Origin of the sequence: Bradyrhizobium sp. 17 (genome assembly GCF_023073515.1) — a bacterium.
Classification (GTDB): domain Bacteria; phylum Pseudomonadota; class Alphaproteobacteria; order Rhizobiales; family Xanthobacteraceae; genus Bradyrhizobium; species Bradyrhizobium canariense_D.
Genome location: NZ_JADPJQ010000117.1, coordinates 260,899 through 285,724, shown reverse-complemented (window position 1 = coordinate 285,724; position 24,826 = coordinate 260,899). Strand labels below are relative to the sequence as shown.

At 63.3% G+C, this 24,826-nt stretch carries 18 protein-coding genes, 2 tRNA genes, 2 rRNA genes and 1 riboswitch (1 of these 23 cut by a window edge); of the genes, 8 read left to right on the top strand and 14 right to left on the bottom strand.

Features of this window, described 5'->3' with window-relative positions; translation table 11 throughout:
- From IVB13_RS26415 to IVB13_RS26400, 4 genes are all read right to left on the bottom strand, one after another.
- A 23S ribosomal RNA gene (locus IVB13_RS26415) occupies window positions 1–187 on the bottom strand; it reaches 2,686 nt to the left of the window's first position.
- Window positions 188–592: 405 nt separating this feature from the next.
- A tRNA-Ala gene (locus tag IVB13_RS26410) sits at window positions 593–668 on the bottom strand.
- Window positions 669–701: 33 nt separating this feature from the next.
- Window positions 702–778: transfer RNA gene (locus IVB13_RS26405), tRNA-Ile, on the bottom strand.
- Window positions 779–966: 188 nt separating this feature from the next.
- Window positions 967–2,455, bottom strand: a 16S ribosomal RNA gene (locus IVB13_RS26400).
- The 16S and 23S rRNA genes sit together here with 2 tRNA genes alongside, the layout of an rRNA operon.
- A gap of 1,030 nt (window positions 2,456–3,485) precedes the next feature.
- Between IVB13_RS26400 and IVB13_RS26395 the strand changes: the two genes are divergently transcribed.
- On the top strand, window positions 3,486–5,549 hold the full coding sequence (locus IVB13_RS26395) for a M23 family metallopeptidase (RefSeq protein WP_018453272.1): 2,064 nt from the start codon (window positions 3,486–3,488) through the stop codon (window positions 5,547–5,549).
- Between the two features lie 158 nt (window positions 5,550–5,707).
- Window positions 5,708–7,327 (top strand): SMP-30/gluconolactonase/LRE family protein, encoded by a 1,620-nt coding sequence (locus IVB13_RS26390; RefSeq protein WP_085350725.1) that lies wholly within the window; start codon window positions 5,708–5,710, stop codon window positions 7,325–7,327.
- A gap of 100 nt (window positions 7,328–7,427) precedes the next feature.
- Here IVB13_RS26390 and clpB read toward each other — a convergent pair whose 3' ends face one another.
- The gene (clpB, locus tag IVB13_RS26385) at window positions 7,428–10,067 is read right to left on the bottom strand and encodes an ATP-dependent chaperone ClpB (protein ID WP_247490892.1); all 2,640 of its coding nucleotides are present in this window, start codon (window positions 10,065–10,067) and stop codon (window positions 7,428–7,430) included.
- Window positions 10,068–10,324: 257 nt separating this feature from the next.
- On the opposite strand from clpB, the gene IVB13_RS26380 reads away from it, so the two are divergent.
- Complete coding sequence (locus IVB13_RS26380; RefSeq protein ID WP_018453269.1) at window positions 10,325–11,113, top strand: MOSC domain-containing protein; 789 nt, start codon at window positions 10,325–10,327, stop codon at window positions 11,111–11,113.
- Window positions 11,114–11,225: 112 nt separating this feature from the next.
- Here the strand turns inward: IVB13_RS26380 and IVB13_RS26375 are convergent, their stop codons facing one another.
- The gene (locus IVB13_RS26375) at window positions 11,226–12,065 is read right to left on the bottom strand and encodes a TIGR02594 family protein (RefSeq protein ID WP_018453268.1); all 840 of its coding nucleotides are present in this window, start codon (window positions 12,063–12,065) and stop codon (window positions 11,226–11,228) included.
- A gap of 199 nt (window positions 12,066–12,264) precedes the next feature.
- Here IVB13_RS26375 and IVB13_RS26370 point away from each other — a divergent pair, with 199 nt between their 5' ends.
- Window positions 12,265–13,128, top strand: coding sequence for an alpha/beta hydrolase (locus tag IVB13_RS26370; RefSeq protein ID WP_018453267.1), 864 nt, complete (start codon window positions 12,265–12,267; stop codon window positions 13,126–13,128).
- Window positions 13,129–13,179: 51 nt separating this feature from the next.
- Here IVB13_RS26370 and metW read toward each other — a convergent pair whose 3' ends face one another.
- Window positions 13,180–13,842, bottom strand: a complete 663-nt coding sequence (metW, locus tag IVB13_RS26365; RefSeq protein WP_018453266.1) for a methionine biosynthesis protein MetW — start codon at window positions 13,840–13,842, stop codon at window positions 13,180–13,182.
- Window positions 13,843–13,854: 12 nt separating this feature from the next.
- Window positions 13,855–15,057, bottom strand: coding sequence for a homoserine O-acetyltransferase (locus IVB13_RS26360; protein ID WP_018453265.1), 1,203 nt, complete (start codon window positions 15,055–15,057; stop codon window positions 13,855–13,857).
- Between the two features lie 90 nt (window positions 15,058–15,147).
- Window positions 15,148–15,227: riboswitch (SAM riboswitch) on the bottom strand.
- Window positions 15,228–15,431: 204 nt separating this feature from the next.
- On the opposite strand from IVB13_RS26360, the gene IVB13_RS26355 reads away from it, so the two are divergent.
- The 3 genes from IVB13_RS26355 to IVB13_RS26345 are packed head-to-tail and all read left to right on the top strand — an operon-like array spanning window position 15,432 to window position 18,345.
- A complete protein-coding gene (locus tag IVB13_RS26355; protein WP_026232498.1) occupies window positions 15,432–16,280 on the top strand; it encodes a chorismate mutase in 849 nt (282 codons plus the stop codon).
- Between the two features lie 35 nt (window positions 16,281–16,315).
- On the top strand, window positions 16,316–17,410 hold the full coding sequence (locus IVB13_RS26350) for a histidinol-phosphate transaminase (protein ID WP_026232497.1): 1,095 nt from the start codon (window positions 16,316–16,318) through the stop codon (window positions 17,408–17,410).
- Window positions 17,407–18,345 carry a prephenate/arogenate dehydrogenase family protein gene (locus IVB13_RS26345; RefSeq protein WP_018453262.1) on the top strand — a complete coding sequence of 313 codons (939 nt, stop codon included), beginning with the start codon at window positions 17,407–17,409 and terminating at the stop codon, window positions 18,343–18,345. The genes IVB13_RS26350 and IVB13_RS26345 overlap by 4 nt, the downstream gene beginning before the upstream one ends.
- A 114-nt stretch (window positions 18,346–18,459) precedes the next feature.
- Here the strand turns inward: IVB13_RS26345 and IVB13_RS26340 are convergent, their stop codons facing one another.
- The 5 genes from IVB13_RS26340 to IVB13_RS26320 all read right to left on the bottom strand — a co-directional run bounded on the left by IVB13_RS26340 (window position 18,460) and on the right by IVB13_RS26320 (window position 23,302).
- Window positions 18,460–19,113: a hypothetical protein gene (locus IVB13_RS26340; RefSeq protein WP_245288367.1), complete on the bottom strand. Its 654-nt coding sequence runs from the start codon at window positions 19,111–19,113 to the stop codon at window positions 18,460–18,462.
- Between the two features lie 5 nt (window positions 19,114–19,118).
- Complete coding sequence (locus IVB13_RS26335) at window positions 19,119–19,814, bottom strand: hypothetical protein (RefSeq protein WP_240543318.1); 696 nt, start codon at window positions 19,812–19,814, stop codon at window positions 19,119–19,121.
- A 299-nt stretch (window positions 19,815–20,113) separates the two neighbouring features.
- A complete protein-coding gene (locus tag IVB13_RS26330; protein ID WP_018453261.1) occupies window positions 20,114–20,341 on the bottom strand; it encodes a hypothetical protein in 228 nt (75 codons plus the stop codon).
- Window positions 20,342–20,531: 190 nt separating this feature from the next.
- Window positions 20,532–21,875, bottom strand: coding sequence for a GDSL-type esterase/lipase family protein (locus IVB13_RS26325; protein WP_247299294.1), 1,344 nt, complete (start codon window positions 21,873–21,875; stop codon window positions 20,532–20,534).
- 242 nt (window positions 21,876–22,117) lie between these two features.
- Window positions 22,118–23,302 carry a DUF2125 domain-containing protein gene (locus tag IVB13_RS26320; protein ID WP_018453259.1) on the bottom strand — a complete coding sequence of 395 codons (1,185 nt, stop codon included), beginning with the start codon at window positions 23,300–23,302 and terminating at the stop codon, window positions 22,118–22,120.
- A 110-nt stretch (window positions 23,303–23,412) separates the two neighbouring features.
- On the opposite strand from IVB13_RS26320, the gene IVB13_RS26315 reads away from it, so the two are divergent.
- Window positions 23,413–24,024: a gamma-glutamylcyclotransferase gene (locus tag IVB13_RS26315; RefSeq protein WP_018453258.1), complete on the top strand. Its 612-nt coding sequence runs from the start codon at window positions 23,413–23,415 to the stop codon at window positions 24,022–24,024.
- Here the strand turns inward: IVB13_RS26315 and IVB13_RS26310 are convergent.
- Window positions 24,021–24,794 carry a lysophospholipid acyltransferase family protein gene (locus IVB13_RS26310; RefSeq protein ID WP_247490890.1) on the bottom strand — a complete coding sequence of 258 codons (774 nt, stop codon included), beginning with the start codon at window positions 24,792–24,794 and terminating at the stop codon, window positions 24,021–24,023. The two genes, IVB13_RS26315 and IVB13_RS26310, sit on opposite strands and share 4 nt — an antisense overlap.
- Window positions 24,795–24,826: the final 32 nt, after the last annotated feature.

Here is a 24,826-nt window from a genome sequence, read left to right as displayed (position 1 = left end):
TCGAACCCCACACCACAGTCTTTCGACTGAGGTCTTGGAGTTCCGGCTATCGAAGGTGGGTTTCCCCATTCGGAAATCCATGGATCAAAGCTTCTTCGCAGCTCCCCACGGCTTATCGCAGCGTAGCACGTCCTTCATCGCCTCTCAGCGCCAAGGCATCCACCGAACACCCTTAAGGCACTTGATTGCTCTCATTATCAATGTCCACACACTCGGCAGAATGTTGTCTGCAGAACTACCTTGCGGCACGCGCCCTCGATGAACGCTATCTGCAGCCGGACAATGATTAGAAAGACCAGCTTGCTTCGTAAGATCGTTCCGATAGCGAGGCGGTCAAGCTTCGCTAAAAGGATCATTTACAACTCGCTTGTCTTTCAAAGCAGCCTTGTGAGCTACAATGGAAGACGCACGAGCGCCGAAATGATCCGGAGATAATGAAGTATCGCGCAACAATTACTTGTTGCCCGATCCAACTCGGATCGATCTCCTCTTTACGATGTCAGAAATCACGCAGCTTACTGTCCATCCGGACTAGTAAGTGCGAAGTGATGTTTCGCGGACGACGGTATGAGCAGCCGGTGATCAAACCATCTGGTGGAGCCAGACGGGATCGAACCGACGACCTCATGCTTGCAAAGCACGCGCTCTCCCAGCTGAGCTATGGCCCCGTAACCAGAAGACGAATGCTCACTCGATGAGTGTGGTGGGCCTGGGAAGACTTGAACTTCCGACCTCACGCTTATCAAGCGCGCGCTCTAACCAACTGAGCTACAAGCCCCTAACGCATATCCAGTCAAGGACCAGGGATTCTGCAAGGTTGCAGCCCCAGCGCGTGTTCGTCCGCGAAGAAAGAGAAACGAAGACGGCGAAATCCCGCCAATGCAGCTCAACGATCCTGACGACCGTTGGCCACTGATGTTTCTAAAACGGTTCGATAGAAGCAAGCTTCTGAAGAACCATCCTTAGAAAGGAGGTGATCCAGCCGCAGGTTCCCCTACGGCTACCTTGTTACGACTTCACCCCAGTCGCTGACCCTACCGTGGCCGGCTGCCTCCCTTGCGGGTTAGCGCACCGTCTTCAGGTAAAACCAACTCCCATGGTGTGACGGGCGGTGTGTACAAGGCCCGGGAACGTATTCACCGTGGCGTGCTGATCCACGATTACTAGCGATTCCAACTTCATGGGCTCGAGTTGCAGAGCCCAATCCGAACTGAGACGGCTTTTTGAGATTTGCGAAGGGTTGCCCCTTAGCGTCCCATTGTCACCGCCATTGTAGCACGTGTGTAGCCCAGCCCGTAAGGGCCATGAGGACTTGACGTCATCCCCACCTTCCTCGCGGCTTATCACCGGCAGTCTCCTTAGAGTGCTCAACTAAATGGTAGCAACTAAGGACGGGGGTTGCGCTCGTTGCGGGACTTAACCCAACATCTCACGACACGAGCTGACGACAGCCATGCAGCACCTGTGTTCCAGGCTCCGAAGAGAAGGTCACATCTCTGCGACCGGTCCTGGACATGTCAAGGGCTGGTAAGGTTCTGCGCGTTGCGTCGAATTAAACCACATGCTCCACCGCTTGTGCGGGCCCCCGTCAATTCCTTTGAGTTTTAATCTTGCGACCGTACTCCCCAGGCGGAATGCTTAAAGCGTTAGCTGCGCCACTAGTGAGTAAACCCACTAACGGCTGGCATTCATCGTTTACGGCGTGGACTACCAGGGTATCTAATCCTGTTTGCTCCCCACGCTTTCGTGCCTCAGCGTCAGTATCGGGCCAGTGAGCCGCCTTCGCCACTGGTGTTCTTGCGAATATCTACGAATTTCACCTCTACACTCGCAGTTCCACTCACCTCTCCCGAACTCAAGATCCTCAGTATCAAAGGCAGTTCTGGAGTTGAGCTCCAGGATTTCACCCCTGACTTAAAGACCCGCCTACGCACCCTTTACGCCCAGTGATTCCGAGCAACGCTAGCCCCCTTCGTATTACCGCGGCTGCTGGCACGAAGTTAGCCGGGGCTTATTCTTGCGGTACCGTCATTATCTTCCCGCACAAAAGAGCTTTACAACCCTAGGGCCTTCATCACTCACGCGGCATGGCTGGATCAGGCTTGCGCCCATTGTCCAATATTCCCCACTGCTGCCTCCCGTAGGAGTTTGGGCCGTGTCTCAGTCCCAATGTGGCTGATCATCCTCTCAGACCAGCTACTGATCGTCGCCTTGGTGAGCCATTACCTCACCAACTAGCTAATCAGACGCGGGCCAATCTTTCGGCGATAAATCTTTCCCCGTAAGGGCTTATCCGGTATTAGCACAAGTTTCCCTGTGTTGTTCCGAACCAAAAGGTATGTTCCCACGCGTTACTCACCCGTCTGCCGCTGACGTATTGCTACGCCCGCTCGACTTGCATGTGTTAAGCCTGCCGCCAGCGTTCGCTCTGAGCCAGGATCAAACTCTCAAGTTGGACTTGAACTTTGAACCGGCTGATCACAACGTTTTGACGAGGTCCCACCATTTTTCATCGACCGAAGTCGATGAGCTGCCCGCGATTCACATCGCTGGCAACGATGGTGTAACCTTAAAACGTGTACCGCCGAAGTCTTTCGTCCCCTCTCAGAACTCAAAAGCCGAAGCTCTTCAGTATCCGAGAGGCGCAAGGACTCCGCCGTCCACGTTTCTCTTTCTTCATCTTCACTTGTCAAACAGCCCGGGACCAGGAGGTCCCAACCTTCCAGAGAGGAAGGGTTCCGACACCCTTACCGACGATGGATGAACTCCAATCGACTTACGTCGACTGTTGTGTCACTCAACAAGGTGAGGAGCATCAGTGGCGCGTTCGCTCGCCTTGGTCAGTGACCCGGCGGCGCCGCGCTCAGTGGTCGGGTTATAGGCCCCGCCCATCGGGGTTGTCAACGACCATTGTCAGAAAATCGTCGCACGGTGGATTGTTCGAAAAATCCACGCGATTACAGCAGGTTAGAAAGTCGGTGAGCGGCTGGATCGCGCCGGCGCGGAGAAAAAACTCAAAAAAAGTTTGGGCTCGAGAGGGCTCCGGAGGCGGCATGAGGCGACTTGGACGCGACTTGGATCGCTCGTCCCTGGAAGGCCCCTGACGCCCGGCCGTTCGCGAAACTTTTCCATATTAGGCGCCGTACTTGAGCCACAATCCCCCGGCGTTCTGGTACAGACAAAGCTTGAATCGCAGGGATGCCAGTGGGGGCTGCCGGCGGTTTGTGTGGGGTCAGAGGAAGGCGATCATACGATGAAGCGGCCTTCTTCAGACATTCGAGACACATCGAGAGATCTTTTTCCGCTTAGCTGTTCGTAAATTCGGCCGGTCCGACATCTGGGCCTTCTGACCGCGGACGCCTATGCGGCTTGCCTTTTCCAGAGACGCCCCGAAGAGGGCGGCTCAAGGAGGGGCTCGAAACAGGGTTGCTCGAAACGGGGCTGCTCGAAATCGGGCTCTCGGATCGTTGATTGGGGGACTTGGGTTGAACCATAGGACGTCACGCGGCGCTTACGGGCGTGAGACCGGGATCATCGATCTCGGCCACGAGCCGCCGCTGTCCGTCGATGGTTCGGAAGCCGCCGTCATCGATCGCCGCCGCGTCTCGGTGCAATGGTTCAGCGGGACGATTCTAACCGGACTTTGCGGCGCAGCCCTGATCGGCGGCGCCGTTTTCGCTTCGCTCGACGGCGAGATGACCTTCGCCAAGGTGCCGGAGCGCGTCGAAGGCGCGCTGCGCGGCGCATTCGGCGCAGCCGACCGCACCGCCACGCTGCACAAGAGCGACCGCCTGCCGCCGCCGAGCGAATCCACGGCCTCGCGCAACATCGTGCGCGTCTCGACCGTCGCCCGCGTCGGCAACCGCGACGTGATGCGGGTGCGTCCCTTCATCCGGATTGCCGGCAATCTGTCGATGACGACGAGCGATCTGTCGGCGAAGATCCCGCCATTCAACGCCCAGCGCCTTCTCACCGATGTCGGATCCGATCCGAAGGCGGCATCCGAGGATCCCAACAATCCGGAAGCCGTCGAACCCGACGCCGAGGTCTCGTTCGTCACCAAGGACCTCTCCCAGGTGCTGCCGAAAGCCAAGATTTCCGCAGTGGTGGCGCTCGACGACATCCTGATGCGGGTCCGCGATGCCGCCAACTGGCGCGGCAATGGCGGGGTGCGCTACGCCGCGCTCTCCAATGCTGCGGCCGACGTCTCCGGCGCGACCGGCCCGTCCGATATCAGAAGCGCCTACGCCACCGAAGTGTCGCCGTCCGATCCCTATGCCGGCTTCGAGACGCGCGTGGTGCCGGAAAACGTCACGCTGCTGCCGAAGACCAAAGAGCAGATCACCGGCGGCAATCCCAACGGCGAACGCGTCCACGTGGTCAAGAAGGGCGACAGCGTCGCCGGCGTGCTGCGCGATCTCGGCGCCACGGCCGAGGAGATCAAGGCGATCACCGCGACGCTTGGGCCGCGCGGCCGCGACGGCGGCCTGAAGGAAGGCGAGAAGCTGCGGATCCTGATGGCGCCCGCAAGCCCCGGCGCCCGCCTGCAGCCCTACCGCGTCGTCATCGCCAACGAGACCATGGTCGAGGCGATCGCGGCGCTGTCCGATCTCGGCAAATACGTCGCGGTCGACGTCTCCAGCATGAACACCGTCGCCGACGCGGCGGCGAACGCCAACAGCGACGACGATGACGAGGATGACGGCACGGGCGTGCGGCTCTACCAGAGCATCTACGAGACCGCGATGCGCAACAAAGTGCCGATGCCCGTCATCGACGACATGATCAAGATCTATTCCTACGACGTCGATTTCCAGCGCAAGGTGGCGCCGGGCGATTCATTCGACGTGTTCTACGCCGGCGAAGACGAAGGCGTGACCGCGAGCGAAAAGAACGACGTGCTGTTCGCTTCGCTGACGCTCGGCGGCGAGACCAAGAAATACTACCGCTACCAGAGCCCCGATGACGGCGTCGTCGATTACTATGACGAGACCGGCAAGAGCGCGAAGAAGTTCCTGGTGCGCAAGCCCGTCAACAACGCCATCATGCGCTCCGGCTTCGGCGGCCGCCGTCACCCCATCCTCGGCTATGTGAAGATGCATACCGGCGTCGACTGGGCCACCTCCTACGGCACGCCGATCTTCGCCTCCGGCAATGGCGTGATCGAGAAGGCCGGCCCCGAGGGCGGCTACGGCAAATACATCCGCATCAAGCACAACAACGGCTACGAGACCGCTTATGGCCATATGTCGGCCTTCGCCAAGGGCATGGAGCCCGGCAAGAAGGTGCGGCAGGGCCAGGTGATCGGCTTCGTCGGTTCGACCGGCGCGTCGACCGGCCCGCACGTCCACTACGAAATCCTGGTCAACGGCCGCTTCGTCGATCCGCTGCGTGTGAAACTGCCGCGCGGCCGCTCGTTGGAAGGCCCGATGCTGGCCGGCTTCGAGAAGGAGCGCGACCGGCTCGACGGCATGATGAGCGGCCGCGCCGGTGCCATCGCCCGGATGTCGGACGCCACCGGCGGTCCGTTGCAGGTCACCAACAGGTAAAGCCGGCGAACCGGGCCGAGATCGGCCGGACATATTCAAGCACGAGCCGGATTTGACGACGTCGCGCGGGGCCCGGCTTGGCCGCATCACAACGTCAAGTTTCGTTTGCCAAAGCGGCATGAGGAGCGAATACTTTCCAAAAAACGGGAGGTCTCGCCATGAAGAACAGGCTCGCCTGCGCAGCCTTCGTCGCTGCGGTCGTCTCCGCTACCAGTGTTTCGGCCGAAAACTGGGAGGTCACCAAGCTCGTTCCGGGCTCGGCGTTCCACGGCGTGCACGGGCTTGCGATCGACAAGGCCGGCCATCTGTTTGCCGGCAGCGTCGCGGGCGCGGCGCTCTACGAGGTCGACATCCCCGGCGGTAGCGCGAAGGTTGCAATCCCCGCCCCGATCGGAATGGCCGACGACATCGCATTCGCCCCCGACGGCACCATGGCCTGGACCGGATTCCTGGCCGGCGATCTTTATTCGCGCAAGGGCGACGGCCCGATCAAGAAACTCGCTTCAGGCCTTCCCGGCATCAACTCGCTCGCCTTCCGCAAGGACGGCAGGCTGTACGCCACCACCGTCTTCCTCGGCGACACGCTCTATGAGATCGACGTCGAGGGCGTCAAACCGCCGCGCCAGATCATGGAGAAGATGGGCGGCCTCAACGGCTTCGAGTTCGGTCCCGACGACAAGCTCTACGGTCCGCTCTGGTTCAAGGGACAGGTCGCAAAGGTCGACGTCGACAAGGCCGAGCTGACCGTCGTCGCGGACGGCTTCAAGGTCCCGGCCGCGGTGAACTTCGATTCCAAGGGCGATCTCTGGGTAGTCGACACCGCGCTCGGCCAGCTCGTTCGGGTCGATCCCAAGTCGGGCGCCAAGACCATGGTCGCACAATTGAAGCCGTCGCTGGACAATCTCGCGATCGACGACAAGGACCGAATCTACGTCTCCAACATGGCCGATAACGGCATCCAGGAGGTCGATCCGGCGACCGGCCAGGCGCGGCAGGTGATCATCGGCAAGCTCGCCTTGCCCGGCGGCATCGGCGTCACGTCAGAGAACGGCAAGGATACGATCCACGTCGCCGACGTGTTCGCCTATCGCACGGTGGACGGCGCGACCGGCGAGGTCACCGAGAAGGCGCGCATGCACGCCGCCGGCGTCACGCTCGAATATCCGATGAGCGCAACGGCGAAGGGCAACGATGTGGTCCTATCGAGCTGGTTCACCGGCACGGTGCAGGTGATCGACGGCAAGACGGGGGCCACCCGCGACATGCTGCACGGCTTCAAGGCGCCGCACGACGCGCTCGTGCTCGCGGACGGCAGCATCCTGGTGGCCGAGTTCGGCACCAAATCGCTGGTCCGCGTCAGCGGCGAGCACGGCAAGGATCGCACCACACTGATCGGCGGCCTCGAGGGCCCGGTCGGGCTCGTCGCTGGATCGCGTGGCGAGGTCTATCTCACCGAAGCCTTTTCCGGCGTGATCTCGATGATCGAGAGCAACGGCGAAAAGACAGTCGTCGCCAAGGACCTGAAAATGCCCGAAGGCATCGCCCGCGCCAGAGACGGCAAGCTGATCGTAGCGGAGGTCGGCGCCAAACGGTTGATCGAAATCGTGCCGGAGACCGGCACGGTTACCGAGATCGCGGCCAATCTTCCAATCGGCCTCGTGGGTGCACCCGGAGGACTGCCGACGCACATTCCGACAGGCGTCGGCATCGGGGAATCCGGCACGATCTATTTCTCTTCTGACATCGAGAACGCGATCTACAAGCTCACGAAGAAATAGGTCGCCGCAGTAAGTTCGCCAACAACCCGCAAAACAAACCGCCCCGGAGAGGTTGACATCTCCGGGGCGGCTTGTTGCTTCAGGCTTCGAATGCCGACGATCAGTTCAGCTTCCGCTTCGACACCGGCGCCTCGAACTGGGCGATCTCCGCGGTCTGCGGCGCCTTGCCGTTGAAGGTCAGCACGTTGCCTTCGGAGGAGATCGCAACGTTGTCGCCGTCCTTGACGTCGCCGGCCAGGATCATCTCGGCGAGCGGATCCTGGACGTGACGCTGGATCACGCGCTTCAGCGGCCGTGCGCCGTAGGCGGGATCCCAGCCCTTGGCGGCGAGCCAGTCGCGGCCCGCAGCGTCGAGCGTCAGCACGATCTTGCGATCGATCAAAAGCTTTTGCAGCCGTGCGAACTGGATCTCGACGATCCGGCCCATCTCGCTCCTCTGCAAGCGATGGAACAGGATGATCTCATCGACGCGGTTCAAGAACTCTGGCCTGAAGTGCGCCCGCACCATGCCCATCACCTGCTCGCGCACGGCCGAGGTATCCTCGCCCTCCGGCTGGTTCACCAGAAACTCCGAACCGAGGTTCGAGGTCATGATGATCAGCGTGTTGCGGAAGTCGACGGTGCGGCCCTGGCCGTCGGTGAGGCGGCCGTCGTCGAGCACCTGCAACAGCACGTTGAACACGTCGGGATGCGCCTTCTCGATCTCGTCGAACAGCACGACCTGGTAGGGCCGGCGCCGCACCGCTTCGGTGAGCGCACCGCCCTCGTCATAACCGACATAGCCCGGAGGCGCGCCGATCAGCCGCGAGACCGAGTGCTTCTCCATGTACTCGGACATGTCGAGGCGGACCATCGCGGTCTCGTCGTTGAACAGATACTCGGCGAGCGCTTTCGTCAGCTCGGTCTTGCCGACGCCGGTGGGCCCGAGGAACATGAACGAGCCGGTCGGCCGGTTCGGGTCCTGCAGCCCCGCGCGCGCACGGCGAACGGCGGTCGCGACCGCACGCACGGCCTCGGCCTGGCCGACGACGCGCTTGCCGAGCGAGTCCTCCATCCGCAGGAGCTTGTCTTTCTCGCCTTCGAGCATCTTGTCGACGGGCACGCCGGTCCAGCGCGAGACCACCTGCGCGATGTGGTTGGCGGTGACCGCCTCCTCCATCATCTCGCCGGAGTTCTCCTTGGCCTCGATCTCCGCAAGCTGCTTTTCCAATTCGGGGATCCGGCCATAGGCCAGCTCGCCGGCCTTCTGGAATTCACCGCGCCGTTGTGCGTTGGCAAGTTCAACCCGCAAGCCGTCGAGCTCGGCCTTCAGTTTCTGAGCGTCGGAGAGCTTGTTCTTCTCCGCGCTCCAGCGTGCGGTGAGCGCCGCGGACTTCTCCTCGAGATCGGCCAGCTCCTTCTCCAGCGTCTGCAGGCGGCTCTTCGACCCGGCATCGCTTTCTTTCTTCAACGCTTCCTGTTCGATCTTCAGCCGGATGATTTCCCGATCCATCGAATCCAGCTCTTCCGGCTTGGAATCGACCTGCATCTTGAGCCGCGCGGCCGCCTCGTCCATGAGGTCGATGGCCTTGTCCGGCAGGAAGCGGTCGGTGATGTAGCGGTTGGACAGGGTCGTGGCGGCGACCAGCGCGGAATCGGTGATCCGCACGCCGTGGTGCTGCTCGTATTTGTCCTTCAGCCCGCGCAGAATGGAGATCGTATCCTCGACCGAGGGCTCGCTGACGAAGATCGGCTGGAATCGCCGCGCCAGCGCCGCGTCCTTTTCGACGTGCTTCTGGTACTCGTCGAGCGTGGTGGCGCCGATGCAGTGCAGCTCGCCGCGGGCGAGCGCAGGCTTGAGCAAATTGGACGCGTCCATCGCGCCATCGCCCTTACCAGCGCCGATCAGCGTGTGCATCTCGTCGATGAACAGGACGAAATTACCATCGCTCCCGGTCACCTCCTGCAGCACGGCCTTCAGCCGCTCCTCGAACTCGCCGCGATATTTTGCACCTGCAATCAGCGAGCCGAGGTCGAGCGACAGCAGCTTCTTGTCCTTCAGGCTCTCCGGCACGTCACCGTTGACGATGCGCAGCGCCAAGCCCTCGGCGATGGCGGTCTTGCCGACGCCGGGTTCGCCGATCAGGACGGGATTGTTCTTGGTCCGGCGCGACAGCACCTGGATCGTGCGGCGGATCTCCTCGTCGCGGCCGATGACCGGGTCGAGCTTGCCGTCGCGCGCCGCCTGAGTGAGGTCGCGGGCATATTTCTTCAGCGCGTCATACGCGTTCTCGGCCGTGGCGGAGTCCGCCGTTCGGCCCTTGCGCAGCGCTTCGATCGCCGCGTTGAGGTTTTGCGGGGTGACGCCGCCCTTGGCCAGGATCGCGCCCGCCTCGCTGGTCTTCTCCAGCGCCAGGCCGAGCAGCAGCCGCTCGACGGTGACAAAGCTGTCGCCGGCCTTCTCGCCAGCCTTTTCGGCGGCGTCGAAGGTGCGCGCGAGTTCGGGCGCCAGATAGATCTGGCCGGCTCCGCCGCCAGAGACCTTCGGCACCTTGTTCAGGGCGTCCTCGGTCGCCTTCAGGATTGCGCGGGAATTGCCGCCGGCGCGGTCGATCAGGCCGGCAGCGAGGCCTTCATTGTCGTCCAGCAGCACCTTCAGGACGTGCAGGGTCGAAAACTGCTGGTGCCCTTCGCGCACCGCAAGCGACTGCGCGGACTGGACGAAGCCTCTGGAGCGTTCGGTATATTTTTCGATGTTCATTTCGTGGTCTTTCCCTCGGCCTGCCCCTGGAGCCCTCAAAGGCACTCCAAACGGCATCTTCATTGGGTTTCCGATTACCGCATTGACGTTTCTCAACCGGCAACGGTCGTTATCAGCCGGCGCTGGCGCCGGCCTGACCCAGATGTGGGAAGCGAGGCCTCGGACCGGAAGAGGCGAGTTCACAATTTCGTGCGCGGATCCGCCCGCTTGGCGCCGGTGGGCCGAATCCCCTAAGTAGCGGCATGACACCCAGCGCAATGACAATCAGCCAGACCGCCGAGATCACCGGGCTCTACCGCTACCCGATCAAGGGCCTGACGCCGGAGGCCCTGCCCCGCGTCTCCCTGCGAGCCGGCCAGACCCTGCCCGCCGACCGCCGCTACGCCATCGAGAACGGCCCGAGCGGCTTCGATCCGGAAGCACCGCAGTGGAAGCCGAAGATCCAGTTCCTGATGCTGGCGCGGAATGAGCGGCTAGCTTCGCTCGACAGCCGGTTCGAGGACGCGACCAATTGCCTGACCATCCGCAAGGACGGCCAGATCGTCGCCAGCGGCGATCTCGAGACCGCCGCCGGGCGCGCCGCCATCGAGGACTATTTCAGGGAAAATTTTCAGCCGGAGCTGAAGGGCCCGCCCAAGATCCTGTCCGGCCGCGACCACAGCTTTTCAGACGTCGCCCGCAAGGTCGTGTCCATCATCAATCTCGACAGCGTCCGCGCGCTCGAGACCATGCTCGGCGGCGCCGCCGTCCACCCGCTACGCTTCCGCGCCAATCTCTACGTGAAGGGCTGGCCGGCCTGGTCCGAGCTCGACCTCGTCGGCCAGACGCTCGCGATCGGACAGGCCCGGCTGCAAGTGGTCAAGCGCATCAAGCGCTGCCCGGCCACCAATGTCGACCCTGATACCGCCAAGCGCGATCTCGAAATCCCCGCCACGCTCTCGAGCAATCTCGGCCACATGGACTGCGGCATCTATGCCGAGGTGATCGCTGAAGGCGACATCGGCGTGGGCGACGCGGTTGCATTGGAACAGCCGAAGCTGGTGTGACGCTGCGCGCTGGCCCCGCTCCGCCATTGCGAGCGAAGCGAAGCAATCCAGGAATGCGCCCGCGGAGACAGTCTGGATTGCTTCGTCGCTTCGCTCCTCGCAATGACGGCCGTCAGTTCGGCATCACATACGCATAGATCCGGCCGCGCGAGACCGGTGCTTCGCGAACGCGGTTGCCGTTGTTGCCGGAGATCATGATCGGATTGCCCTGCGCGTCGACACCGGTGATGATGCCGACATGACCGCCCCGGCCACCACGCGACATCACTGCGATGGCGCCGACCTGCGGACCGGACACGCGCGTGCCGTAATGCGCGAACGAATTCGCCATGTCGGAGCCGGTGCCACGATGACCGGTCTTTTCGAGCACCATGTTCATGAAGCGCGCGCACCACAGGCTACCGCGACCGGTCGGATTGCCGCCGACATAGCGGCGTGCCTCGGACACGAGGCCCGACCCACCGCCGAAGCCGCCGCCGCTCGTCGCGCTATTGGCCATGCCGCCGTCATTCGCGTTAGTGGCTATCCCACCTCCACGCCTCATAATTCGACGGCTGGCGCGCGTGGTCATCTCACCGCTGGTAACCATTCCAGCGTTGCCGCTCATGGCCATTCCACGGCTGCCGCTCATGGCCATTCCACCACTGCCGCTCATAGCCGTTCCAGCGCTGCCGCTTATGGCGATGCCGCCGCTATTGGCGTTCGGATCATAGCTGGCGAAGGTGTTGCCGAAGCCGTTCGCCTGCAATTGCGCCGCGCCGCGCTCGAAGCGCGAGCCGCGTGCATGCCGGTAATGATGATGTCTGCTGGCGTGATGCGCGTAAGCGTGCCGCTCTGCGCTATGACGATGAGGTCGTGCTGACGCCGGAGAAGTGAAGGCGGCGAACGCCGCGAAGAAAACAGCCAGCGCAACGACACAGCGCGACAGGCGAGACGCAAACAACTCGAACATTCTTCATCCTTCGTTGACACCCCACTTCCCCGTCGGCCCGTGCGGTGGCCGACATCCGCGGGCTGTATCAGTATCCTGATGTGGCGAGAACAAGACGCGGCCCCTAAGAATTTGGACGATGATTAATAAGTGCTACCATCGTATGCGCTGACCGCAGGACGGCATTCCAAAGCCGCAGCCACCTCAGGGAGAAAACCGGATGCCTCACGCCCTCACGAAGGACAATTGTCGACTCTATTTCGAAGAAGCGGGCACGGGCACGCCGATTATTTTTCTGCACGAATTCGCGGCCGACTACACCAATTGGGAGCCGCAGATGCGCTACTTCTCGCGCGGCCATCGCTGCATCACCTATTCCGCACGCGGCTACACGCCATCGGACGTGCCTGATGGCGAGGTCTACCGCTACACGCATTTCTACACCGATGCGCTCGCGGTGCTCGATCATCTGAAGATCGATCGCGCGCACTTCGTCGGCCTCTCGATGGGCGCCTATTCGTCGCTCCAGATCGGGCTCAACGCGCCCCAACGTGCGCTGTCGATGACGCTCGCCGGCGTCGGCTCGGGCTCGGAGATCGAGAACCTTGACGCTTGGCGCCAGCAGTGCCGCGCCAACGCGGAGCAATTCGAGATGCTCGGCTCAGCCGAAGTCGCAAAAGTCACGCGCGAGGCGCCGAGCCGGATTCCCTTCCTGGTGAAGGACCCGCGCGGTCACGCCGATTTCTATGCCGCCCTGGCGCGGCACGACGCCAAGGGATCAGCGCGGACGATGCGCGGCTTCCAGGCCGGCCGTCCCTCGATCTTTACGATGACGGACGCGATCAGAGCGGCCACGACGCCGGCACTCATCATCTGCGGCGACGAGGACGATCCGTGCGTGGGCGCAAGCCTGTTTCTGAAGAAGCATCTGCCGGCGGCAGGGCTCGCCATGTTTCCAAAGTCCGGCCACGTCCTCAATCTCGAAGAGCCAGCGCTGTTCAACGAAACGGTGGAACGGTTCGTCACGCTGGTGGAAGCGGGAAGATGGCCGGTGCGCGACCCGAGGTCACTGGCGGCGCATTAGCGCGAAGGCGTCACCAGGTACTGGGTCGCGTAGATGGGGTAACGGGCCGGCCTACTTCCTGCCGCCCCGCGTCAGCAGAAACACGCCCTGCTCGCCGAACAGATTCCACACCCACCAAGGCATCCGCAGCCGCAGCGGACGGCCGTAGAGGTCGAGCGCCTCGGCACGTTCCATCTTGACGTCGATCGCGTCGCAGAGCTCGACGAAATCCTTGATGGTGCAGAAATGGATGTTGGCGGTGTCATACCAGCTTGCCGGCAGGTTCTCCGTGCGCGGCATGTGGCCGCCGATCAGGAGCTGGAGCCGCATCTTCCAGAAGCCGAAATTCGGGAACGACACGATGGCGCGGCGGCCGATGCGCAGCAAATTCTCCAGCACCACTTTCGGCTGCCGCGTCGCCTGCAACGTCTGCGACAGGATCACGTAGTCGAAGGCGTCATCCGGATAATTCACGAGGTCGGTGTCGGCATCGCCCTGCACCACCGCAAGACCCTTGGCGACGCAGCGGTTGACGCCCTCGCGCGACAGCTCGATGCCGCGGCCGTCGACGCCGCGGGTTTCCAGCAGTTGGAGCAGGTCGCCCTCGCCGCAGCCGACGTCGAGCACCTTCGAGCCCGGCTTGACCATGTTGGCCACCAGCACATGGTCCGCGCGAAAATCACCGGGCTGCCCGGTCGCAAGGCCGCCCAGCGGCAACGCTTCCTGTACAGACATGACTAGCCGTCCTTAAGCATTATTGGCGGTGAGCCCGCGCGCCTTGCCTGCCGATTGCAGGAAGGCGCGGGAGATATCAAGGAATTCGGGCACGTCGAGCAGGAAGGCGTCGTGACCGCGATCGGTCTCGATTTCGGCGAACGACACCCGCGCGCTCGACGCATTCAGCGCGTGCACCAGCGCGCGCGATTCCGAGGTCGGGAACAGCCAGTCGCTGGTGAAGGAGACCACGCAGAAGCGGGTCTGGATTCCCGCGAACGCCTTCGCCAGCACACCGCCGTGGTCGGCGGCGATGTCGAAATAGTCCATCGCGCGGGTCAGATAGAGATAGGAGTTGGCGTCGAAGCGCTCGACGAAGGACGAGCCCTGGTAGCGCAGATAGGACTCAACCTGGAAGTCGGCGTCGAAAGAGAAAGTCGGCAGCTCGCGGTCCTGCATGCGCCGCCCGAATTTTCGATGCAGCGCGGCGTCGGAGAGATAGGTGATGTGCGCCGCCATCCGGGCGACAGCGAGGCCACGATGCGGATGGATACCTCGATCGGCATAGCCGCCATGGTGCCAGTCGGGGTCGGCCATCACCGCCTGACGGCCAAGCTCGTGGAACGCGATGTTCTGCGCCGAGTGTCGTGTCGAGCAGGCAATCGCCAGCGCGGAGAACACGCGACTCGGATACGCCGCAGTCCATTGCAGCACTTGCATGCCGCCCATCGAGCCGCCGACGACCGCGAACAGCGTGTCGATGCCGAGCCGGTCGATCAGCATCGCCTGCGCGCGCACCATGTCGGGGATGGTGATGACGGGGAAATCGAGCCCCCAAACCTTGCCGGTCGCGGGATTGATCGAGGCCGGGCCGGTCGAGCCCATGCAGCCGCCGATCACGTTGGAGCAGATGATAAAATATTCGTTGGGATCGAGCGGCCGGCCGGGGCCGACCAAGGTCTCCCACCAGCCGGGCTTGCCGGTGACAGGGTGCACGTTGGCGACGTGCTGGTCGCCGGTCAGCGCATGGCAGATCAGGATCGCGTTGGAGCGATCGGCATTCAGCTCGCCGTAGGTCTGGTAGGCGATCTGGAACGGGCTGAGATCGACCCCGCAGTCGAGCCGCAGCGGCTGCTCCGAGCCGAACTGCGCGACGTGCGAACTCGGATGATCCACCTCGTGCGACCGCTCGTCGGCGGTGATCGCGGGACTCGGAATGGACTGGACGCCAACCATCTGACCATCGACCTCGTTTGCGATCGTAGAAGTGACCGCATTGACATCAGGCCATGAAAAACCCGGCCTGAACGATAGGTTCGGCCGGGATCGAAAGCGTCCCCGGCCTGTTTAGCGAGTTTTTTAACGTGGCTGCAAGCCGGCCGGCTCAAATGACCACGGAACGGGTAAAAACTACCGTCTTGGACGGTTTTCGTCAAGTCACGGCCCGGATCAGCCAAATTCGCCTGTCGCGCCACGGGCGGAAAGGGCCCGATTTCTCTTTGCATTTCTCTTTGCTTTCGCAGCCCCGACTGCCTAATCAGGATATCCATCACAGCGGTGACGGCTCGACTGATCCGCATTGGAAAGCCTCTCAGCAGCACCTGTCAGACATGTCCCAACGTCCGCCCGCGCCACCATCACTCCAGGAATTGCGTAAGGAGATCGACGCGATCGACGAAGGCATGCATCGCCTGCTGATGCAACGCGGCGACATCATCGACCGCCTGATCCAGGTGAAGCAGACCCAGGAGGTCGGCTCGGCGTTCCGCCCGGCACGCGAGGCCTCCATGATGCGCGACCTCGTGCAGCGTCATCGCGGCATCCTGCCGCTCGACACGGTCGAGAGCATCTGGCGCGTCATCATCGCGACCTTCACCTATGTCCAGGCCCCGTTCTCGGTCCACGCCGACATCTCGGCGAGCGAGCCGGCCATGCGCGATTCCGCGCGATTCCATTTCGGCTTCACCGTGCCTTACGTCGCGCATTTCAGCGCGCAGGCGGCGGTCGAGGCCGTCGCGAAGTCCAAGGGCGATCTGGCGCTGGTCTCGGCGACCTCGAGCCGCACGCCGTGGTGGCTGTCGCTGGAAGAAGCTGGCGCGCCAAAGATCATCGCGCGGCTGCCCTTCGTCGAGCGCGCCGACCATCCGGCGGCGTTGCCCGTGTTCGCGGTCTCGCGCGTCGCCGACAGCGCGCTGGTGACGGAGGTCGAGACCTTCAGCGTACGCGTCTCTGGGTGGAATGCGGAGGTCGCGCGCGCCCTGTCGCCGCTCGCCGAGATCGTGGCGGTGCCCGACACCGCCTTCGACGGCGCCGCGCTGCTGGTCTCGGTCACCGCGACAAGCAGCATCGACAAGATCAAGGCTGCCCTGATCGAAGCGGGGGCCTCGGTGCGCTCCACGGCCCTCGTCGGCAGCCACGCAACGCGCTATACGGTGCCCCCGACCGGGTCGAAATCGTAAGTCGCGAACCGCTTAAGCCCACTCCGGAGTTGAAGATGTCCCGCCCCGTGCCGAATCCCGGCATTCTCGATATTGCGCCCTACACGCCCGGCAAGACCCCGGTGGCAGAGCCTGGCCGCAAGGTGTTCAAGCTCTCGGCCAACGAGACGCCGTTCGGGCCCTCGCCGAAGGCGATCGAGGCGTTCAAGCAGGTGGCGGATCATCTGGAAGACTATCCGGAAGGAACCTCGCGCGTGCTGCGCGAAGCAATCGGGCGCACCTTCGGGCTCGATCCCAACCGCGTCATCTGCGGCGCCGGCTCGGACGAGATCCTCAACCTGCTCGCCCACACCTATCTCAGCCACGGTGACGAGGCGATCTCGACCACGCACGGCTTTCTGGTCTATCCGATCGCGACCATGGCGGTCGGCGCGAAGAATGTCATCGCGGCCGAGAAGAACCTCACCTGCGATGTCGACGCCATCCTCAAGGCGGTGACGCCGAAGACAAAGCTGGTCTGGCTCGCCAACCCCAACAATCCGACCGGCACCTATGTGCCGTTCGACGAGGTCAAGCGCCTGCGCGCCGGCCTGCCCTCGCACGTGCTGCTGGTGCTGGACGCAGCCTATTGCGACTACGTCTCGCGCAACGATTACGAGATGGGGATCGAGCTGGTCGCGACCACCGAAAACACGGTGGTGACCCACACCTTCTCCAAGATCCATGGTCTTGCGGCGCTGCGCATCGGCTGGATGTTCGGCCCCGAGCACATCATCGACGCGGTCAACCGCATCCGGGGTCCCTTCAACGTGTCGACGCCGGCCATGTACGCCGCCGTTGCCGCGATCGAGGACACAGCGCACCAGGCCATGTCGAAGCATTTCACCGAGACCTGGCGCAACTGGCTCGCCGAGGAGATCGGCAAGCTCGGGCTGAAGGTGACGCCGAGCGTCGCCAATTTCGTGCTGATCCACTTCCCGACCGAGGGCAAGACCTCGGACGCAGCCGACGCCTTCCTCACCAAGCGCGGGCTGGTGCTGCGCGGCTTGAAGAACTACGGCCTGCCGCATTCGCTGCGCATGACCATCGGCACCGAGGAGGCCAACCGCCTCGTCGTCGAGGGCCTGCGCGACTTCATGGCCGGACGATGAGCGCGACCCCGCACTTCCAGCGCGTCGCGCTGATCGGCTTCGGCCTGATCGGGGGCTCGATCGCACGCGCCGCGAAGCTCCAGGGTCTGGCTTCCGAGATCGTCACCACCGCGCGCTCGGAGAAGACGCGCGCACGCGTGATGGAGCTCGGCATCGTCGATCAGGTCGTCGCGACCAATGCGGAAGCCGTGAAGGACGCCGATCTCGTCATCCTCTGCATTCCCGTCGGCGCCTGCGGCCCGGTGGCGCAGGAGATCTCCGCGCATCTCAAACCCGGCGCGATCATCTCCGACGTCGGCTCGGTCAAGGGCGCCATCGTCAGGGATATGGCGCCGCACCTGCCGGAAGGCGTCCATTTCGTGCCGGCGCATCCCGTCGCAGGCACCGAGCATTCGGGTCCCGATTCCGGCTTCGCCGAGCTCTTCATCAACCGCTGGTGCATCCTCACCCCGCCGGAGGGCGTTGATGCGGCTGCCACCGATCGCCTGCGCGCGTTCTGGGCGGCGATGGGTGCCAAGGTCGAGATCATGACGCCGGATCATCATGATCTCGTGCTCGCGATCACCAGCCATCTGCCGCATCTGATCGCCTACACCATCGTCGGCACCGCCGACGAGCTGGCGCAGGTGACGGAGTCAGAGGTCATCAAGTTCTCCGCCGGCGGCTTTCGCGACTTCACGCGCATCGCCGCCTCCGATCCGACGATGTGGCGCGACGTCTTCCTCGCCAACAAGGAAGCCGTGCTGGAGATGCTCGGCACCTTCACTGAGGATCTGGCAAAGCTCACCCGCGCAATCCGCCGCGGCGATGGCGAGGCGCTGTTCGACCACTTCACCCGCACCCGCGCCATCCGCCGCGGCATTGTCGAAATCGGCCAGGATTCGGCCGCGCCCGATTTCGGCCGGCCGCATGCGCAGCTCGGCAACAAGCCGTAGCACCGAAGTGGCCCGGATGGAGCGCAGGCGTAATCCGGGACTTCCGTCGCTTGAGGCAGGATTCCCGGATCGCGCTTCTCTCCATCCGGGCTACGAGCCTGCGTGGCTCCGTGACTAGAATGGGTAGTACCGGATCTGCGTCATGACGACGTTGTCGTCGGTCTTCGGCGCGCCGCCCACGCCGGCGAACGCGAACCGTTGCGTGTAGGAATATTGCAGGCCGGCTTTGAGCGTGCCGAAATTGCCTTGGTAGATGGTGTCGTAGATCCCGGCCGTGATCTGCCGAACCTCCCTGGTGTTGCCGTTGCAGGTCGCGCCCGCCGAGTTTTCGGTGAAGCAGCCGGTGTTGTTGTAGAGCGGATTGCCGTAGCCGAACGGCACCGTTCCAACATTGGCGAAATTCGCCTTGGCCTTTTCGAGGCCTGCATAGGAGTAGACATCGAGGCTGGGCGTCGCGTGCCAGATCAGGCCGACGGCGGCCGCCGTGATCGTCAGCGGGAGGAGGGTGCCGTCCTGCGCCACCGCCGCGTCGGCGAACGGTGTTGCCGTGAAGCGGCCCAGCACGCCGTGCGAGCCATAGAGCTGAAGATCGAGGGTTTTCGGAATCAGCTCGACGAAGATGTGTCCGCCGAAGCTTCCGGTGTCGTAGGGGTGGTTGGCGTTGTTGAAACGGTCGAACAGCTGGCGGTAGAGCGCCCACCCCTCGACATGCAACTTATAGGGCCCGAGCCTTGGGTCCCAGGCGGCCTTGACCGTGACGTCGGGCACCTGATTCAGGCAAGAAATCCCGGAACGGATTCGAAGTCGATCACGCCGGGCGCATCGACGCCACGAGGATCGATGCCGGACTTGGTCGGCGCGTTCAGCGACCAGGATTGCCCGGCGAGGAAGTGAAGACCGAGATCGCTGCGGTCCAGTTCCAGGCTGAGCTGCCGCATGCGCGGATTGAACGAGTTGGTCGCAACCGAGCTCGCCGTCTGAGCCGCACCTTCGAAATCGATCTCGCCATAACCCGCGAGGTGCGTGTCGGCATCGGCATTGCCCTCGGCCAGCACCGAGAACCTGCTCTGGCGTGCCGAGAAGCGCGTTTCCGGGATGTTGAAGTTGCGGCTCTGCTGATAGGGGATGAAGTTGTAGACCGAGCCGGTATCGGAAGCGAGATTCCGCGAGCGGTAGACGCCGGTGAGATCGACCCAGCCACCGAAGGTCAACGTCACGCCCTTGTAGCAGACCTTGCCGGCCGCACATGGATCGGCGGCGAGCGCCTTGTAACTTGCTGGTAACTGAACGGCCTTCGCCTGCGCTTCACCCTGTCGCGTCTTGCGCGCCTCGGAGTCCACGCGCTGCTGGAGCTCCTTCAGCTTCGCCTTCAGCGAGTGGATTTCGGTTGTGACATTGTCGTCGGCATGCGCCTGCCCTGAACAGGCAGCGAGAATACCCAGCATCAGTCCGCAATTGATGATCCGCATTTGAAGCTTCCTCCATTTGGGAAGCGGATTGGATTCCGCGCGCCATCTCCGGCGCATGCATGCTTCCCTGGTGTGGAGTGATTTGAATGCGGCTGCGGTTATTCGCGGCGCCGTGCATCTTGTGCATCACGTTTTCCTGACGATCCTGTTCGGAATATTTTCGTTGGCTGTCGATCCGCACGCGCGACTGTCGCGATTGTCCAAGGCAACTTTTCGAGGCCTCGTTCAAGGCAACGCGCATTGGGCCCGGCCGGGACATGACCGGGCCCAGTTCGCGACGGGCAAGTGGTGGATGGCGGCTATTTGCCCTTGGTCGCGCGCATCACCATTGGGCGCGGTGATTTCGGCGAGGGGACGAAGGCCATCGTCTCCCGCGTCGTCGGATTCGAGACGTTGCGATCACCGTTCGGATACATCGAGGCGTATGCTGCCGGCTCCTGCAACTGCCATTGCCACTGCGCAAACGCGGGCGTCGCGAGCGTGGTCGAGATGGCGATACCGGCAATGAACAGCCTGGACTTGGTCATGATATCTCTCCTGCCTGGGCGACCGCATCATCGTGCGGCCGACATGGAGAGAGAGCGGAGTTTGCGGCTCGGCATTCCCGGCCGGTCATCACGATCCGGCGAAGCGGCCGTGAGTTCAGCTCGTAACCCGCATGGAGGGAGTTACGACAGCTGAGGGCGATGAATGGAGAGAGGAGACTCTGAATCCATCCTACTGCTTCGCGCTACGGCTAATCTTTCCCGGCTTGAACAGCTCGAGGTCGATGGCCTGTCCCATCGCCAGATATCCGGTGCGGTTGGGATGAAGCTTGTCGCCGGCGCCACCAGTCGTGCTTTCGGGAACGAACTCCGGCTTGAGGCCACCCGAGGCCGGATCGAGCGTCGCCCGATCAAAATCGATTACACCGTCGAATGTCCCCGAGCTACGGATGAATGCGTTGAGCGCCTTGCGCTTGTCATCCTGCTCGGGAAAACCATGTGCCGCGCTGGTGCTACCCAATGCCGAAACGACGGTGGCGCCGATGATCCGGGCTTGCGGCCATTTCGCACGTAGCCTCGCGACACGATCCTTCATCGCGGCGATGACTTGGTCGGCGGTAAAATTGCCGTTCTTGCTGAAATCGTTGATACCTTCCAGCCAGATCAGGCTCGATATGCCGGACAGCGACAGCACGTCACGCTCGAGCCGCTGGCCCGAAGCGGGGCCGCCCGCGTACGGTTTGTCGGGACCATATTCGGCCGGGCCTGCGATTTGGTTGCCACCGATGCCGCCATTCACTACGGCAACCTTGTTGCCGTAGACTGCCTTCAGGCGACGCGACAGCACGTTGGGCCAGCGATCGTCGCCATTCATGGTTGAGGCGGTCCCGTCGGTAATCGAATCCCCAAACGCCATGATGGCGAAGGCATCGGCAGGCGCAGTCATCTCGATCGCATCGAGGAAGAACCATGACGCAGTCGCATAGGGGAAGGAAGCCTCGTCTTCCAGGGCGCCCTTCGCGCCGGCGCCGGGCGCACTGACATAGGAGGTGGTCAGCGCTTTGGCGTGCCAGGTCATCGGGCCGCTCTGGCCGGCGACATGAAAACTGACCGCAAGCCGGCGGCCGGCGAGGTCATCGGGCCGCTTTGCAAACGGCAGCGCGATCGCATCGCTCCAGACCGAATTCCCCGGCGACACCGTAACGGAAGCCGTGCCGGCGAACGTAACCGGAATGTTGGAGCCGCGGATCAACGCGGCACTGCCCGACTGCAGGCCGACGTAAACGCCGTCAAACGTGACGGGTTTGGTGCCGAAGGCGTTGCTGAGCCGGATGCGGGCCTGACGGCCCCAGATATCCGGCCGCACGATCAGGCGAAAGGTCTGGTCCCGCGCACCGGCCGCAGGCTCGGGAAACGCGAATTTCTGTTCGGGCTGGGCTGACGGATTGCCGACGGGGTATGGGCCCTGAACCGCGCCCGTCCAGGACACCACCCAATGTTCGCTATCCTTTGCGGTTGCGGTCTGAAGCGAGGCAACGAGCAGCGATGCTGCCACGAGACAATTCAACGCGCGCATTGTTTCCCCCGAACCCCAGATAATTTGGGCGCGGCCTTAGAGCCGTCAGTTGGTCTTCAATAGGGCGGCAGAACGCTACCTGTCCAGACGCACTGTCGCACTCCTCGCCCGACGCAGGAGAGGACCTCGCAGGTTGCGTCACCGGCGCCGACAAGAAGCTCTTCGCAGAAACGATCTGTTCACAGTTTCGAACGCATCAGACGGACCGAGCTGTCCGCCCGGCAGGTTTATGAATTCACGACCTAATACAGCGGCGGGATCTGGCCGACCTTGACCGGGCCGAGCAGCACGGCGCCGTCGACGAACTTCAGCGGGAAGCTGCGAGCCTTCTTGCCTTCCAGCGTGCTCTCGGTGCCGATCGAATTGATGCCGGCGGCAACGCCTGCATTGGCGTTCTGCTTGATGACCTTGCCGAGGCCGGGAACGGCACGGTCGAGCGCACCGAACAGATTGTTGAGGTCCTGCGACTTCACGCCGGGCGCGACGCGATCGAGGGTCGCCTGCGGCACCCCCTCCTGCAGCATCTTCTCGATGCCGAGCGCGGGGATCACGCGCTCCAGGCCCGTCACGGTCATCTGCAATTCGCCATCGAGGCGGCCGTTTGCCGAGAGCCCGAGCGTGCCGGCCGCAACCGCGATCATCTCGCCCTGCTGGATGCGGGACTGCACGATCTCGATATGGCCGCCGGCGGCCTGGATCTCGCGGAAGCGCTGCGGCCACGGCTTTGGCGTGAGATCGGACAGTCCGGTGATCTTCGCCCGCGTGTCGGCCTCGAACGGCTCGGCGAGCAGCGGATGAACGCCCTGGACGCTGCCCTGCGCGATCTGGAGCACGGTCTCGATCACGGGATGATCGGACGGAGATCCATCCGCAAGGCGTCCATGCAGCTCGACCTGTTTTGCGCGCGCGAGCGGCACCTGCATGCTGCCGTCGACACGATTGACGGTCGGCTCCTCGAACACGATGGAAGCGCGCTCCGGCACGGCGGGCAGGCCGACCACACTGCTGCGACCCTTGCTCCAGTTCACCACGAAGGTGCTCTGCGTGACGCCGTCAGTGAGCGTCGCGGGTGCGGTAAATTCGGCGATGACGCGCTTGGGATCGTAGACTTGGGCGACGACCAGGATGTTGTCGAGCTTCGCCGTGAACGGCGTCTTGCTGGCGTTCTGCGACACCAGGGCGACGCTGGCGCCCGAACACCGGACCTCGAAGCGGAAGGGGAAGCCCGCGATCGAGCGCTTGGCGCAATCATAGACGCGGCCGGATTTGGCCTCCTGCGCGCGCCAGGCATCGGCGGCGATTTCGGCCTGCGACGCCGCATAGAACCAGAAGCAGCTCCACGCCACCGCGAGGATCAGGAGGATGACAGGGGCGATGAAAAGGCCCCAGCGGGAGCGCCGGCGTGCGGCAACGGTCATATCGGACATGCGGCGACCCTTTGACCCCTGATTTTGTCAAATGTAAGCGAGGTTGGCGTGCTCCGAAAGGCGGAGAATTCGCTTCGCTTGGGAGCGCGGTTCTGGTAGCCGTGCCCGAAATGTCGGAAATCACCCTCCCCTCCGTCACCACAGCCAAAGGCGACCTCTGGGTGTTCGGCTACGGCTCGCTGATGTGGCGGCCGGGTTTCGAATTCGAGGAGCGCGTCCCCGCGCGGCTGGTCGGCGAGCACCGCGCGCTCTGTGTCTATTCCTTCGTCCACCGTGGCACGCCGGAGAAGCCGGGTCTGGTGCTCGGCCTCGACCGCGGCGGCGCCTGCCGCGGCATCGCCTTCCGCGTCGCCGAAAAGAACCGCGCCGACGTCGTCGCCTATCTGCGCGCGCGCGAGCAGGTGACGTCGGTCTATCGCGAAGTCATGCGCTCGGTGTGGCTGGAGAACGATGCGCGGCAGCGCGTCTCCGCGCTCGCCTATGTCGTCGACCGCGGCCATGTGCAATATGCCGGTCGGCTGTCGCTCACCGACCAGCATCGCCACGTGCTCCAGGGCCACGGCCAGTCCGGCGCCAACCGCGACTACGTGACTGCGACGGTGAAGGCGATCGAGGCCGAAGGCTTTCGCGATGCGCAGCTGCATCAGCTTGCCATGATGCTGCATGGTGATGCGCATTCTCCGCACGCGCCGGCTCCGGCGGACGATCGGGAAAACCGCTAGCTCTCCAACGGCGCATAGCTCGGCGCCGAGCCGATCAGCTGCTCCTGCTCCTTGCGGCCCGCTTCGACGAGGCGACCGGTCGCGTCTTCGATCACCGTTTGCACACGGGAGAGATACTCGTCCTTGGGCAAGCCCGGCGGCAGCGGATCGAGGAATTCCACCACCAGCGTGCCGGGATAGCGCATGAAGGTGCGGCGCGGCCAGAACAGGCCGGAATTGAGCGCGATCGGCAGGCACGGCGCGCCGCAGGACGAATAGATCTGCGCGAAGCCGCTCTTGTAGTCCGGTGGCGCGCCCGGGGCGCGGCGCGTGCCTTCGGGAAAGATCACGAGCTGCCCGCCGCTGCGCACCGCCTCCCGCGCCCGCCGCGTCATGTCCAGCAGCGCCTTGACGCCGGCATTGCGGTCGATCGCGATCATCCCGGTCTTGACCAGGAACTGGCCGAACACCGGGATCTGCATGAGCTGACGCTTGAGGATGAAAATCGGACGGTCGAAGAAGCCCGGCAAGACGAACGTCTCCCAGAACGACTGGTGCTTCGCCACAACGACCAATGGTCCCCTCGGGATCTTTTCGAGGCCGCGGAATTCCACCTTGATGTTGCAGACAGCCCGCATCAGAAACAGCGTCGCCTTTGCCCACCATTGCGCGACCGTGAGCATGGCGCGCGGCGGCAATGCGAAGGTCGGCAGCGCCACGATCGCGAGGCACACCAGCATGGTGTAGAACAGCACGTTGAACACGAGCGATCGCAGGAAAATCAAGAACATCGAGGATCCGATCAATTGCCGATCAGTTGCCG

Coding starts and splice junctions, on each gene's coding strand:
- IVB13_RS26315 (WP_018453258.1), top strand. CDS start 23,413: ATGTCGGAAATCACCCTCCCCTCCGTCACCACAGCCAAAGGCGACCTC.
- IVB13_RS26355 (WP_026232498.1), top strand. CDS start 15,432: ATGTCCCAACGTCCGCCCGCGCCACCATCACTCCAGGAATTGCGTAAG.
- IVB13_RS26380 (WP_018453269.1), top strand. CDS start 10,325: ATGACAATCAGCCAGACCGCCGAGATCACCGGGCTCTACCGCTACCCG.
- IVB13_RS26390 (WP_085350725.1), top strand. CDS start 5,708: ATGAAGAACAGGCTCGCCTGCGCAGCCTTCGTCGCTGCGGTCGTCTCC.
- IVB13_RS26320 (WP_018453259.1), bottom strand. CDS start 23,302: ATGTCCGATATGACCGTTGCCGCACGCCGGCGCTCCCGCTGGGGCCTT.
- IVB13_RS26335 (WP_240543318.1), bottom strand. CDS start 19,814: ATGCGGATCATCAATTGCGGACTGATGCTGGGTATTCTCGCTGCCTGT.
- clpB (WP_247490892.1), bottom strand. CDS start 10,067: ATGAACATCGAAAAATATACCGAACGCTCCAGAGGCTTCGTCCAGTCC.
- IVB13_RS26375 (WP_018453268.1), bottom strand. CDS start 12,065: ATGTTCGAGTTGTTTGCGTCTCGCCTGTCGCGCTGTGTCGTTGCGCTG.
- IVB13_RS26345 (WP_018453262.1), top strand. CDS start 17,407: ATGAGCGCGACCCCGCACTTCCAGCGCGTCGCGCTGATCGGCTTCGGC.
- metW (WP_018453266.1), bottom strand. CDS start 13,842: ATGTCTGTACAGGAAGCGTTGCCGCTGGGCGGCCTTGCGACCGGGCAG.
- IVB13_RS26370 (WP_018453267.1), top strand. CDS start 12,265: ATGCCTCACGCCCTCACGAAGGACAATTGTCGACTCTATTTCGAAGAA.
- IVB13_RS26350 (WP_026232497.1), top strand. CDS start 16,316: ATGTCCCGCCCCGTGCCGAATCCCGGCATTCTCGATATTGCGCCCTAC.
- IVB13_RS26360 (WP_018453265.1), bottom strand. CDS start 15,057: ATGGTTGGCGTCCAGTCCATTCCGAGTCCCGCGATCACCGCCGACGAG.
- IVB13_RS26310 (WP_247490890.1), bottom strand. CDS start 24,794: ATGTTCTTGATTTTCCTGCGATCGCTCGTGTTCAACGTGCTGTTCTAC.
- IVB13_RS26325 (WP_247299294.1), bottom strand. CDS start 21,875: ATGCGCGCGTTGAATTGTCTCGTGGCAGCATCGCTGCTCGTTGCCTCG.
- IVB13_RS26330 (WP_018453261.1), bottom strand. CDS start 20,341: ATGACCAAGTCCAGGCTGTTCATTGCCGGTATCGCCATCTCGACCACG.